The following is a 13,038-nucleotide window of genomic DNA, read 5'->3' as shown; positions in this document are numbered from 1 at the left end:
TCCACTCTGATCTGTTTGACATTTTTTGATGTTTTTCTCTCTTCTAAGGCTCATTATAGTCATTCGATGATGTATGTTCAATTTGGCTCCCTGTTCTATATTGTGCATATATGCCTACTTCATACCATGTTTATGCAAAAAAAGGCCTCGGATTTATCCGAAACCTTTTCCACAGTATACAAACAAAACTTTTTTGTTATTCTACTCTTCCACAACACCAAGTGCCTTGTTTTTTTCTTTAAAACGACTGTTATGAGAAGATACATAGGCAACTTTATCCGCCTCAGGGTCCATATACAATTTCGCACTGTTGACCGCCAGCGCCGCATCCGTAAATGTACCGGCAATAAGATACAGTTTGCTTCCGTAATCGACAAAGTCTCCTGCGGCAAAAACGCCTGGAATATTCGTTTGCAGCTTCTCTGTCGTGCTGACATGCCATTCTCCAAGATCAAGTCCCCAATCCCGGATCGGGCCAAAATCACTCTTCATACCGTGGTTAACGATAATGGCATCCACATCCAGCTGTTCACTTTCGCCCGTCTCAACATGGGATATCGTTACCTGTTCGATCATTTCCCCACTTTGACTATGCAAGGTGTCCACAGCATATGGTGTACGAATATCGACCGAAGATTCTCTCATACGCAGTACATTGCGCTCCAGTCCGCCAAAGCGGTCACGACGATGTACCACCGTGACTTGCTCTGCCAGTGCCTCAAGTTCATTTGCCCAATCCACAGCGGAGTCTCCTCCACCTGAGATTAATACCCGCTTGCCGCGGAATGGTTCCAACTCCTGTACCGTATAGTGAAGATTGGTAACCTCATAACGGTCAGCTCCTTCAAGCTCCAGCTTGGCCATTTTATATATACCATACCCGATCGCCAATATGACGGTACGTGTCCAGTGTTGTTCTCCTGTAGCCGATGTCAGCAGAATCGTGCCATCCGGTTGACGCTCAAATCCTTCGATTTGCTGTTCAAACACAATCGTTGGTTCAAACGTTCTCGCCTGTTCTTCCAGCTGTTTAATCAGATTCTCACATAGAATCGGGGTGACACCGCCGACGTCCCAGATCATTTTCTCTGGATAAAAGAGCATGCGACCACCCAATTTATCCCTTGCCTCAATCAACTTGGTCTTCATATCACGCATCCCGCTGTAAAATGCAGAATACATGCCGGCAGGTCCGCCGCCGATAATTGTTACATCATATAATTCCAAATGCTGATCCATTTCGTTACCTCCACAAGTTCGATCCAAAGCACTCGACTATTTGATATCGATTCTCATTATCACTCTTTTTCTAGTCTAATGGGAAACTTATCAAATTACAATGGCTAAAATTCAAACATTTCTTATACAAAACTACCATCGGTTATTTATTTGCTGCTTACTTCACTTTGGGAGCTGCCAGCAAATGCTCAACAACGAAATCGATCTGTTTGTTGACTGAATAGATATCGGAATAATAGAAGAATTCAAAATCAATCTCAATCAGACGGCCTTCCTTAACAGCCGGTATGCTGCTCCATATTGGATCATTCGTAAGGTTATCCGCCCCTTCATACATCGAACGAAACACGTAGTCTCCGATATATTCAGGCAGTACTTCCATGGATAAGTTGGAGCCTCCTGCTTCCGAAACCACATCAATTTTTTTCTGTACTACTTCAGGTGCTTTCATGCCCAAGTACTCATATAGTGCCTGAGATCCTCGGCCATATTGCTTGCTCTCTACAACGACCATACTTTTCAAACCGCCCTCCACTATGGAAACCGTTTTGTCCAATATGCCAGCATCTGCTAGAGTTTTTTTGCTCTCTTCAACTTTGCTATTGAGATTAGCAATTAATGTATCGGCTTCCTGCTCTTTGCCGAAAATGCTAGCTATACTGTGAAGTCTTTCTTCCGTTGTCATTTTCTCATATGGGACATACACCGTTGGTGCAATATCTTTTAATAACGTGTAAGTCTCCTCAGAAGGCGCAATAATAAGATCCGGATCAAGGTCTATAACCGCTTCAGGATTCGGTTCGAACCAGGCGCCCAATGAATTTACACCTTCAAGTTCACCCTTGTATGCGGCCCCAGCGAATACTTCTGAGGTAGCGATTGGCTTAATTCCAAGTGCAACGACATCCCCCTGAAGATAAAGCACAACAACCCGTTTAGGATTTGCCGGAACAACGACATCACCTTTAACCGTGGAAACCGTACGTGTTCCATTTTCATTGTTCGTTTGGCTGCCTGAATCTGATGATGAAGATACGGCCGTGCTGGAAGTGGAGCTGCCATTCGAGCCATCTCCCGCTGTTGGTGTTGTTGCAGATCCGGCTGAACAGGCCGATAAGAGCATGGTAATGCTTAAAAGTGCAACCATAACTATGCTGGAACTTGTTTTTCTTCTTTTCATCTGTGTAGACCCTCCGTCAATATATTGATAATGATTCTCATAATCAATATATCCTCGCTTCCATCTCCAGCCAATGGACGATTCGGAGATTAGCAATGGACGATCTTCTGCCTGGCTCTCATCTCTTACCCTTTGCTGGTAGAGGGTCGGAGAGAGGCCCACATGTTTTTTGAAAATGCGACTAAAATAATACACATCCGAATAACCCACTTCTGCTGCGATTTCGCGCAAGGTTGCATCCGAACGCACAAGTAAATTTCGAGCCTCAGTCAGTCTGGTTTGAATCAGATAATCAATCGGACTGTATCCCGTCTTACGTTTGAATTGCATGGATAAATGGCGAGAGCTGTAGTTGAATTGTTCGGCCAACACATCCAGAGTCACTTGTTCCCTATAATGTTTCTGTATGTAACGGAGAGTTTGTTGCACTGGATCTGGTAACACTGTACTGACCTCCTGCTCCGCTAATTGAAACATGAGTTCATGGATAAATTGGTAAAACAAACTCTTTACTTGAAGCAGCTCCAGACTTTCTGCCTGATCCCACGCTTTCTCCAGCTCACCCAGATGACGTAATAAAGCAAGGGGATCACTTGGTGTAAACCCATATTGTAAAGAGTTCGTCGTGATCTGAGGGGGTGTCAGCCTCAACGTTTTACGATGACTGGGAAATGCAAGGAATGCCCTGTAGAACAGCAAAACATATTCAAATTTTTCGCTAGCCCGGATATTGAGCGATGATCCTTTACCACCGTGAAGAATATAAAATCGCTGTGCTTCATAAGCTTTTCCATCCATTTTCAGCTGAGCTGCACCACGAATGATGTATATATAACCGTTTGCAGGCAGCAAATAGGTATCCAGGATCTCCCCTGCCTCCATGACGATCCGGCGTATATCCAGAATTTTGACAGCCGCACGATTCCAGTACTGCATCTGTTCATTTAATTGCATTGATTACTCTCCAATCCCAGTCTCACCGGTACAAAGACACAGACCCTGAACAGGTCATTATCCTGCAAACCGCAATCCTCACGGATCATTACAGAGGTGTCTTCTATCCTTTTATTATAAATGATAATAATTTTCATTATCAACTGAAATTTGGACTTGGATTGGATTTCATCAAATTTAGATATCTGCTTCGATTACTTCTTATCTGATATCTTTGTAAACCACGCTGCGAGTCCCTCAGTCTGAAAGCAATATAGATATAAAATGAACCGATTTGGACAGGACAGAGCATCTTCATTTACTTCTTGTAACTCCGATATATGTAAGTAGAACCACGATATAACGAAGAAGGAGCAAAGGGTATGAATTCGATTTCGTCAGCATCTAAAAGCAGCTTCACCCCCGGGAGTCAAGTCTCTAATAGAGAAAAGGAAATACAGAGCCTTATGCAGCAGAAGGTTAGACTTAATGAAGAAGTACAGGCTGTAAAAACCAATGATGAACTGGATACCAAAACCAAAGTAGCACGAATTAAATCATTAACGAGCTCCATTACGCAGATTGACAGCCAGATCGCCCAGATCAAAGCCGAGGAAATTCAAGAAAAGAACAAATTAAAACAGTCTGAGCCAACGAAACAGCAACCACCTCAACGTACGGACGAGAATCAGGCCCCTTCAATGGATCATCTAATCAAGCACAGCCAGACGTATGATCAGTTAGGGAAATTAGTCGGATTGCGTGATCGTATGAATGGGTCCATTCAGACCACGGAAGGAGAAACCCGCTTCGACCGACTCGTCCTGGAGATCAATCCTCCGGGAAATGATCTCGATCTCGGCAAATCAATGATGCTGGAAAACTCAGAGCGCACCGTATTTCAGGCAAAGCGAGAAGTCGTTCAGGACATCAACACACAGTTGAACAAGTTGGATCAGAAGATCGGGGATCTGGTGAAAGAGATCCAACAGCCCGCACCTAAAGAAGCTGTCCACTCCCCCTCCGCCTCTAAAGAAGAGGATAATGAGGAAGTCGTTGAGGAAAATAAGGCAGAAAATAAATCGAAGAATTCCAATGGTACGCAGAATGATAAAGATCCAGGAAAAGTTCAAGAGACGCAATCAAATGCAACCCCCGCCCCTTCCTATACATCGCTCGACATTCGGATTTGACCAGGTGACAGAGGTGAGGAGTAGAGGTTGTAAACGCCTCTACATGTTTAAAAAACCGTTACAAAAAGGCTATTTAAGCCCGATTGTAACGGTTTTTTAGGTTGCATTATTTATGTTAGATCATAAAGTTCAGTCTGTTCATACATCATTAATCAAGAATTGTTCTGTATCATTCCTGATCCTTTCAGGACACCTTATGCTCAATTCTCAGCTTGTCAGCAACCATCGCGATGAACTCAGAGTTCGTCGGTTTCGACTTGCTGATGTTGATTGTATAGCCAAACAGGTGGCTGATGCTGTCGATGTTACCGCGTGTCCAAGCCACTTCAATCGCATGGCGGATCGCTCGTTCGACGCGAGAAGGCGTCGTTTTGAATTTTTCGGCGATAGCCGGATACAATGTTTTGGTAATGGCCCCCAAAATTTCGATATTGTTATACACCATCGTAATGGCCTCGCGCAAATACTGATATCCTTTAATATGCGCAGGAACTCCGATTTCATGTATGATCGAGGTGATGCTTGCATCCAGATTTTTGTGTTTGCCCATAGGCACCACATTCGATTTGTTCATAAACATGGATGAGCCGCTTCCTCCACCTGTGGATATCGTGGTTTGGTTGCCCACCAGCTGACGAACACGATTCGCAAGCACTTCCATGTCAAACGGTTTCAGGATGTAATAAGAAGCTCCGAGTTGCACGGCACGCTGTGTGATATTCTCTTGTCCGAAAGCCGTAAGCATAATGACTTTGGGCTGTGGAGACAGATTCAGGTTGCGCAGACGCTCCAAGACGCCCAGTCCATCCAGGTGAGGCATAATAATATCCAGAATCAATACATCCGGTACATCGCGAGTTTGCTCGAGCAACTGCAGCACTTCTTCACCATTGTACGCAATTCCGGTTACTTCCATATCTTCCTGTTCAGATATATATTCGGCAAGCAAATTCGTAAATTCACGATTATCATCGGCCAGCAATACCTCAATTTTTTGCAAAACGGTATCCTCCTTTAATTTAAACATCATTTCGTACATTTCCTTACAGGTTAAATTTTCGACACAGGCGAGGAAATTCCTTCTGTCGAAAATTATTTTTCTTTATTTTTTTTTCGCATTGCTATATAATAAATAATTTATTTCATGATCTGATAATTTACGTTGCTGTTCGACAAAAAACCTTAACGCGGGTTATCCCGCCTTAAGGTTTTTGTCTTGATCCTTTTTCATCATCACTCCAGCATCCTGTAACATCCACTCAATAAAACAGCCATAACCCGATTTTGGATCATTAACAAATACATGAGTAACCGCGCCAATCAATTTGCCATTCTGCACGATGGGACTGCCACTCATCCCTTGCACAATGCCTCCGGTCTTTTCGAGCAGCTTCGGATCCGTAATACGAAGAACCAAGCCTTTTGTTGCCGGTTCAGATTGATCTGCGACATGGACGATATCAATAGAGAAGCGTTCCACTTGTTGACCCTCAACAACGGTAAGAATTTCAGCAGGTCCTTCTTTTACTTCATGCGAAAACGCAACTGGAATCCCTTTTGAATACAGACTATGTTCAGGATTATCGGACATTTTACCAAAGATGCCAAAAGCCGTATTGCGTTCAATATTGCCTAATATTTTGCTTTCCTTTAAGAAATGCGCTCGTTTCTCGCCTGGGTCGCCGGATTCACTTTTGGAGATAGAGGTGACATTAGACTGAACGATTTGACCACTACCCACAACGATGGAGGTCTGAGTATTCATATCTGTAATCACATGTCCCAGTGCACCGTATACGCCTTGATCTGGAGCATAGAAGGTTAAAGTACCCACACCTGCAGCAGAGTCACGAATGTACAACCCTAACCTCCAGGCTTGATCTTCTGCATCATAAGCCGGAGTCAAACGAGTTTTCACTGTTTCTTTACCCCGTTTTAAGACTACATCGATTCCTTTTTTGCTCTTGCCGGCAAGCTCTACAGCTTCTGCTACACCAGCAACCCCATCCAGACGTTTGCCATCCATGTGGGTAATCAGATCACCGAGCTTGATGCCTGCTGATTCTCCAGGAGATACGCGCTCGTCTTGTCCAGAACGCACCAGATGGTGTCCAACAACTAAAATACCTGCAGATTTAACTTTGACGCCAATGGTTTGACCCCCGGGTACAACGCGCAAGTCCGGAATCACGTTTACATTAACCGTTTTTACCGGAATCTTGCCCCACAACTTCAACGTTAATTTGGCATGTCCCGTTTGTTGGGGATGAAGATGCAAAGGTTGTTGCCTGGTTACGTGCACCGCATTCTCCTGTCCATCGAAACCAACAATGTCGGGGCGGTCCACAACAGCACTTGAAGCGGCCGGTACAGCAAGACGAACATCAGCCTGTCTGCCTGCAAACACCTGTAGTTCATCAGGCAATGAGGCATAACTTTGCACAGGCTGGATCGCCTGGCTGATCACACATAGAAAGAAGGCAAATAAAAGACCTAGCAATTTCTTCCTGAGGGGGGAATTCAATGGCTGTCACACTCCCTTTGCTTCTTTCGCTTGACGAAAGGTGGTCGCCAATTGCGTACCTATAAGATAACCTCGCCCCCAGGCTTTTATTACTGTCAATCATTACGCCAGCCGCTCGTTTCACCCTTTTTTGGCTTCCGCCAAATTCAGCATTTCCTGTGCGTGATGCAACGTTTTTTCTGTAATTTCCACGCCGCCCAGCATCCGTGCCAATTCCTTCCCCCTGCCTTCGTCTGACAGCGATTCCACTTGTGTCATTGTACGCCCGTCAACGACATGTTTCTCGATGAGATATTGATGGTCTGCCATACAAGCAACTTGTGGTAAGTGAGTAATGGAAAAAACTTGGCAAGTGGAGGACAGACGGAATAATTTTTCCGCTATCGACTGTGCAGCTCTTCCGCTTACACCGGTATCTACCTCGTCAAAGATCAACACGGGAATGCGGTCATGACGTGCGAAGATACTCTTCATCGCAAGCATCATCCGGGACAACTCACCCCCTGAGGCAATCTTGCCAAGCGGACGTAAAGGCTCCCCAGGATTCGGAGAAATCAGGAATTCCGCATTATCTGCACCCTGACGAGTAAGACGAATACGTCGACCATTCCATTCAATTCCCTTCTGATCTTCAAAAGGAGTGATCTGTACCCGCAGCGTTGTTCTCTCCATCTGGAGATCCTTCAGCTCACTTTCCACCTGGGCTGCCAGTTCCTCTGCACATTGTTTACGAACCCGGCTGAGCTCCTCAGCAGACTCCATGACCAACTTGAGCAATTTGTCACGTTCATTACGCAGCTTCTCCAGCCGTTCATCCTTGTTCTCCAGCTGGTCGGTTTCATGGCTGATTTGTTCATAATAATTCAGAATAAGTTCGACACTGTCCCCGTATTTCCGTCTGAGGCCAGAAATCAGATTCAGCCGCTGCTCCACTTCTTCCAATCTGCCTGGATTAAATTCAATCTTCTCCCGATAATCGCGTAACTGAAACGTAGCGTCTTCCAGCTGATAAAATGCAGACTGGAGCTGTTCCACAATAGGCTGTAGTCCTTTGCTGTCATATCCCGAAATATCCTCAATTCGTGACAAAGCAATACTTACAGCCTCCAGCCCGCGTTGACCACTAAGCAGATCATATGCACCGGCAACACTGTCCATCATTTTCTCACTATGGGATAGTTTGACCCGTTCTTCTCCGAGTAATTCATCCTCACCCAGGGTTAGAGAAGCAGCTGCAATCTCTTCAAGTTGAAAGCGATACATGTCCAGCAATTGATATGCACGCTGACTGGATTCCTGAAGTGCACGCAGTTCTTTTTCCGCAGTAATAAATTTACTGTAGCGCTGCTGATATTCCGTTTTGACCGGACCGATAATTGCTGCCCCGTATGTATCGAGAAGCCCCAGATGACTTTCTGCGCGCAACAAACTTTGATGTTCATGCTGTCCGTGAATATTAATTAATTTTTCTCCGACCTCACGAAGCATCGTTAAATTGACCAATTGGCCGTTAATACGAGATGTACTTTTGCCTTGGGTATTCAGTTCACGGCGAATGACGAGATGCTCCTCGGGCTCACAATGGATACCGAGCTTCTCCAGCGTTTCCCATACCGGATGGCTTGGCTCCATTTCGAATAGAGCCTCCATCTCGGCCTTCTCGCAACCATACCGGATGAGATCGGCGGAGCTTCGTCCCCCTGCTATCAAACCCAGGGCATCAATAATAATCGATTTACCCGCTCCTGTCTCACCTGATAAAACGTGGAATCCCGGGTGGAAAACAACATCAACTTCCTCTACAACAGCCAGATTACGAATCGATAATGTAACTAACATCTGCAAAAACACCTCCGGATGGCTAAATCAGAAATTATGTTTTTGAACCCTTAAGATCTACGAAATGTAACCCATAATTCGCTCGATTACAGTCACACTGTTATCTTCGGTCCGGCAAATGATGAGTATGGTGTCGTCTCCACAGATGGTGCCCATCACTTCAGTCCATTCAATATTATCGAGTAAGGCAGCAATGGAATTTGCCGTTCCAGGTAAACACTTCATCACGACCAGATTATTCGTATGATCAATGTGCAAGAAGTTGTCTACAAGAGCACGTTTCAATTTCTGAATCGGATTATAGCGTTGGTCTGTAGGCAGCGAATATTTGTACCTTCCATCATCCATGGGTATCTTGATTAAAAGGAGTTCCTTGATATCCCGGGATACCGTGGCCTGCGTCACTTGGAATCCTGACTGACGCAGTGCCTCAACCAGATCATCCTGGGTTTCAATTTCATTTTGACTAATAATTTCACGTATCTTAATGTGCCGTTGTCCTTTCATACATGCCTCCAGTTCATTGTATTGCAGTAAGCCAGCAAATCCGTTAGTTATTTCATGAGACCTTTGCCAGCAATTTTGTCATTCGTTTTATAAAATCTGGTTCCAGTTTTTAGTTGTCACTAGTCCAGCCCATCTCCGTCATACACATCTTCCTGATAGTCCATAAGCCTAATTACTTTGATATCCGATTCCTCCATGTCTACATAGAGCAACCCTTCACAGCCAGGGTATAACAGTAAATAATACAGGAAGCGATCCCGCAGCGCTGGTCCAGTAAGTTCGAATGGCTGCCTGCGACGTGATGTCTTTACTAGGTACCTGAGATCATCCCGCTCTGCAATATAGTCTATAAACAGCCGGCTGTAATAAATGGAATCATCCGCTTCAAAAGCTAAGGGTACTTTCATTTTACCTCCGATGACTTCATATCCTTCCGCCTCAAGCAGATCCAATGCAGGTGAATCCTGAATTTCCGAATTCAATTGCATGCCGGACAAGCTTACCGGAATCGGTCGGTTAACCCAATTTCTTAAGCCAAAGAACAGCCACAAAATCAAGCAGACAGCAAATACACCAATAACGATTGTGTCATATTGCCCATCCATCATCGCTCACCTCGAAGACTTATTCGAGGTTCGACAACCAATTCCCTTTTATGTTGTCACCTTTCCAGCGAAAAGAAACCCATCCTATGATGAGTTTCCTGTAAAAGTATGCGCGGCTTCCGTTGCAACTTGGTCTGCTAGTGCATCAAGTGAAGCCCCAACGTTCTCTTGTTGTGTTGGCTCTGGTTCTTCCAGACGCCAGTGCGCGAGAAATTCAATATTACCTTCTCCGCCTGTAATCGGCGAGAATGTTAAACCCTGCAGCTTCAATCCAAGCTCATAAGCAAAACGAAGCATCGTCTGCAGGACGTCCTTGTGAACCTTTGAATCACGAACGACGCCCGACTTACCGACCTTCTCACGACCTGCTTCAAACTGGGGTTTAATAAGCGCTACAATGTCTGCCGGCTGCTTCAGAAGTGCCAACAGCGGTGGCAATATTATTTTCAGTGAAATAAAGGATACATCGATACTAGCAAAGTTCGGTACAGGTCCATCCAGATCTTCCGGAGTCACATATCGAAAATTCGTTCGTTCCATTACAGTAACCCGTTCATCATTACGAAGGGACCAATCCAGCTGATTATAACCTACATCGATTGCATACACATGAGATGCACCATGCTGCAGGGCACAATCGGTAAAACCGCCAGTTGACGAACCAATATCAAGCATCACAAGTCCATTCATCTTGAGGTCGAAGTGTCGGATCGCTTTTTCCAGCTTTAATCCGCCTCTGCCAACATAGGGATGTACTGAACCCTTTACTTTGAGTTCAGCTTCCCGTGGAATCTTCATGCCCGCTTTTTCAATCCGCTCATTGTTAGCATATACCAGTCCAGCCATGATTGCAGCCTTTGCCTTCTCACGACTTTCATAATATCCCTGCTCAACCAGCAGAACATCAATTCGTTCTTTGGGGAGTGACATGTCTTTCTCCTATCATGTAGAAATCCTAATATTCAATAATGGGTCCCAATTAGGAAGGGAACCGTGTTCTGGACATACCGTATGAAGATTGAGCCGCCATACTGCGCAACTCTGAGCTCACATTCTCGACGGTAAGTCCCACTTCTTCCCTTTGATCCTCAATACTGCCATGTTCGATAAAACGATCCGGAATCCCCATCAGTTGCACGTGAACATCATGCAGCCCTTGTTCTGCGTAAAACTCCAGTACAGCACTGCCCATACTGCCCGCTTGGGATGCTTCTTCGAGTACGATCAGCTTTGTACCCCGAACAGCCAAATCACGAAGCATCTGTTCATCCAGCGGTTTAAGGAAACGGGCATTAATGACGCCAACCGTAATACCTTCCCTTTTAACGGTCTCTGCAGCTTCTTCAGCAATCTGTACCATCGATCCCGAAGCGATAACAGCATAGCCTTCAGATGGTCGAAGTTGTTCCCATGTGCCAATCGGAATGGGAATGAGTTCATCATCAAGAGGCACACCTACTACATTATTTCGTGGATAACGATAAGCAATGGGACCTTCATTATATTCAAGCGCTGTCTTCATCATATGGCGCAGTTCGTTTTCATCTTTTGGCATCATCAGCACGATATTTGGGATATGGCGCATAAACGCCACATCGTATACCCCCTGATGCGTCTCGCCGTCCGGGCCTACAAACCCTGCACGGTCGATAGCGAACATCACATTGGCGTTATGTCGGCAAATGTCATGAACAATCTGATCATAGGCTCGCTGCATAAACGTCGAATAGACGGCAAAGACCGGCTTCAAACCCTCCATGGCCAGTGCAGCACACATGGTTGCCGCATGCTCTTCGGCAATACCCACGTCAATCATGCGATCCGGAAACTCCTTGCTTAAAGGAATAAGGCCTGATCCTGTAGGCATTGCAGGCGTTACCGCCACGATTCGCTTATCCTGCTTCGCAAGTTCAACTAGCGTTTGACCAAACACTTCCGTGTACATCGGTTTCCCTACAGCCTTCAACACTTGACCTGATTCAATCTTGTACGGAGAAATGCCGTGCCATTTGTGTGAATCGGCCTCAGCCGGCTGATAGCCCTTGCCTTTGGTTGTAAGCACATGAACCATGACAGGGCCATCCACGTTATCCGCCTGTTTGAACGTTTCAATCAACTTAGGAATGTCATGTCCATCAATGGGGCCCAAATAGGTGAGGCCCAGTTCTTCAAATAGAACACCTGGAACCACCATATATTTGACACTATCTTTAATCCAGCTCGCCGATTTTGCCAAACGATCACCAATGGCAGGAATTTTTTTGAGCATTCCTTCCACGTCATCTTTGGCTTTCAAATAATGGCGATCCGAACGAATTTTGCTCAGATATTTATGCATAGCTCCGACATTTGGAGCAATGGACATTTCATTATCATTGAGAATGACCATCAGTTTTTTCTGCTCATGACCAATGTGATTGAGTGCTTCAAAAGCCATACCTCCTGTAAGCGCTCCATCCCCGATCATCGCAATAACCTGATTGTCTTCGCCTTTGAGATCACGCGCAAGCGCCATCCCCATTGCAGCAGACAATGACGTACTGCTGTGACCCGCTTCCCATACATCATGTTCACTCTCGTTACGTTTGACAAATCCGCACAAGCCATTGTGCTGACGCAAAGTATCAAAGCGATCCATACGTCCTGTCAGAATTTTATGCACATAAGCCTGATGCCCTACATCAAAAATCATTTTGTCCACTGGACTGTTATAACAGTAATGCAGGGCTACCGTGAGCTCAACCACTCCTAAGTTGGGTGCAAGATGGCCCCCTGTAACGGACAGCTTCTCAATCAGAAACTGCCGGATCTCTGCCGACAAAAGAACGAGATCATCCTGAGACATCGACTTTAGATCACTGGGTTGTTTAATTTGTGGAAGCAGCACGAGAATCTCCCCGCTTTCCTAGATTGTTTGATTGTTGGTGTAATCTATATATACACAATTTATTAAATGACATTAAAACATTATAACATAAAAGAACAAGAATCATAATTTACGGCACTATACTCCAGATA

General features: G+C 45.1%; 10 protein-coding genes. 1 reads left to right on the top strand and 9 read right to left on the bottom strand.

Annotated features, from left to right (window positions below):
* Window positions 1-201: 201 nt before the first annotated feature.
* Window positions 202-1,239, bottom strand: coding sequence for an NAD(P)/FAD-dependent oxidoreductase (locus PPA03S_RS16475; protein WP_062324378.1), 1,038 nt, complete (start codon window positions 1,237-1,239; stop codon window positions 202-204).
* Between the two features lie 157 nt (window positions 1,240-1,396).
* Window positions 1,397-3,373, bottom strand: a complete 1,977-nt coding sequence (locus PPA03S_RS16470) for an AraC family transcriptional regulator (protein WP_062324377.1) — start codon at window positions 3,371-3,373, stop codon at window positions 1,397-1,399.
* Between the two features lie 362 nt (window positions 3,374-3,735).
* Here PPA03S_RS16470 and PPA03S_RS16465 point away from each other — a divergent pair, with 362 nt between their 5' ends.
* The gene (locus PPA03S_RS16465; RefSeq protein WP_157284202.1) at window positions 3,736-4,545 is read left to right on the top strand and encodes a FlxA-like family protein; all 810 of its coding nucleotides are present in this window, start codon (window positions 3,736-3,738) and stop codon (window positions 4,543-4,545) included.
* A 184-nt stretch (window positions 4,546-4,729) separates the two neighbouring features.
* Here the strand turns inward: PPA03S_RS16465 and spo0A are convergent, their stop codons facing one another.
* The 7 genes from spo0A to dxs all read right to left on the bottom strand — a co-directional run bounded on the left by spo0A (window position 4,730) and on the right by dxs (window position 12,907).
* The gene (gene spo0A / locus PPA03S_RS16460) at window positions 4,730-5,545 is read right to left on the bottom strand and encodes a sporulation transcription factor Spo0A (protein WP_062324440.1); all 816 of its coding nucleotides are present in this window, start codon (window positions 5,543-5,545) and stop codon (window positions 4,730-4,732) included.
* 192 nt (window positions 5,546-5,737) lie between these two features.
* Window positions 5,738-7,069, bottom strand: a complete 1,332-nt coding sequence (gene spoIVB / locus PPA03S_RS16455; RefSeq protein WP_062324375.1) for a SpoIVB peptidase — start codon at window positions 7,067-7,069, stop codon at window positions 5,738-5,740.
* A gap of 120 nt (window positions 7,070-7,189) precedes the next feature.
* Window positions 7,190-8,908, bottom strand: a complete 1,719-nt coding sequence (gene recN / locus PPA03S_RS16450; RefSeq protein WP_062324374.1) for a DNA repair protein RecN — start codon at window positions 8,906-8,908, stop codon at window positions 7,190-7,192.
* Window positions 8,909-8,965: 57 nt separating this feature from the next.
* Window positions 8,966-9,415 (bottom strand): transcriptional regulator AhrC/ArgR, encoded by a 450-nt coding sequence (gene ahrC / locus PPA03S_RS16445; protein ID WP_062324373.1) that lies wholly within the window; start codon window positions 9,413-9,415, stop codon window positions 8,966-8,968.
* A 119-nt stretch (window positions 9,416-9,534) separates the two neighbouring features.
* Window positions 9,535-10,023, bottom strand: a complete 489-nt coding sequence (locus PPA03S_RS16440; protein WP_245683640.1) for a hypothetical protein — start codon at window positions 10,021-10,023, stop codon at window positions 9,535-9,537.
* 81 nt (window positions 10,024-10,104) lie between these two features.
* The gene (locus PPA03S_RS16435; protein ID WP_062324371.1) at window positions 10,105-10,950 is read right to left on the bottom strand and encodes a TlyA family RNA methyltransferase; all 846 of its coding nucleotides are present in this window, start codon (window positions 10,948-10,950) and stop codon (window positions 10,105-10,107) included.
* A 49-nt stretch (window positions 10,951-10,999) separates the two neighbouring features.
* Window positions 11,000-12,907, bottom strand: coding sequence for a 1-deoxy-D-xylulose-5-phosphate synthase (gene dxs / locus PPA03S_RS16430; RefSeq protein WP_062324370.1), 1,908 nt, complete (start codon window positions 12,905-12,907; stop codon window positions 11,000-11,002).
* Window positions 12,908-13,038: the final 131 nt, after the last annotated feature.

This window comes from Paenibacillus pabuli NBRC 13638 (assembly GCF_001514495.1).
Taxonomy (GTDB): domain Bacteria; phylum Bacillota; class Bacilli; order Paenibacillales; family Paenibacillaceae; genus Paenibacillus; species Paenibacillus pabuli.
This window is presented reverse-complemented; position numbering and strand designations above follow the sequence as displayed.

Coding starts and splice junctions, on each gene's coding strand:
- PPA03S_RS16475 (WP_062324378.1), bottom strand. CDS start 1,239: ATGGATCAGCATTTGGAATTATATGATGTAACAATTATCGGCGGCGGA.
- PPA03S_RS16470 (WP_062324377.1), bottom strand. CDS start 3,373: ATGCAATTAAATGAACAGATGCAGTACTGGAATCGTGCGGCTGTCAAA.
- PPA03S_RS16465 (WP_157284202.1), top strand. CDS start 3,736: ATGAATTCGATTTCGTCAGCATCTAAAAGCAGCTTCACCCCCGGGAGT.
- recN (WP_062324374.1), bottom strand. CDS start 8,908: ATGTTAGTTACATTATCGATTCGTAATCTGGCTGTTGTAGAGGAAGTT.
- ahrC (WP_062324373.1), bottom strand. CDS start 9,415: ATGAAAGGACAACGGCACATTAAGATACGTGAAATTATTAGTCAAAAT.
- PPA03S_RS16440 (WP_245683640.1), bottom strand. CDS start 10,023: ATGATGGATGGGCAATATGACACAATCGTTATTGGTGTATTTGCTGTC.
- PPA03S_RS16435 (WP_062324371.1), bottom strand. CDS start 10,950: ATGTCACTCCCCAAAGAACGAATTGATGTTCTGCTGGTTGAGCAGGGA.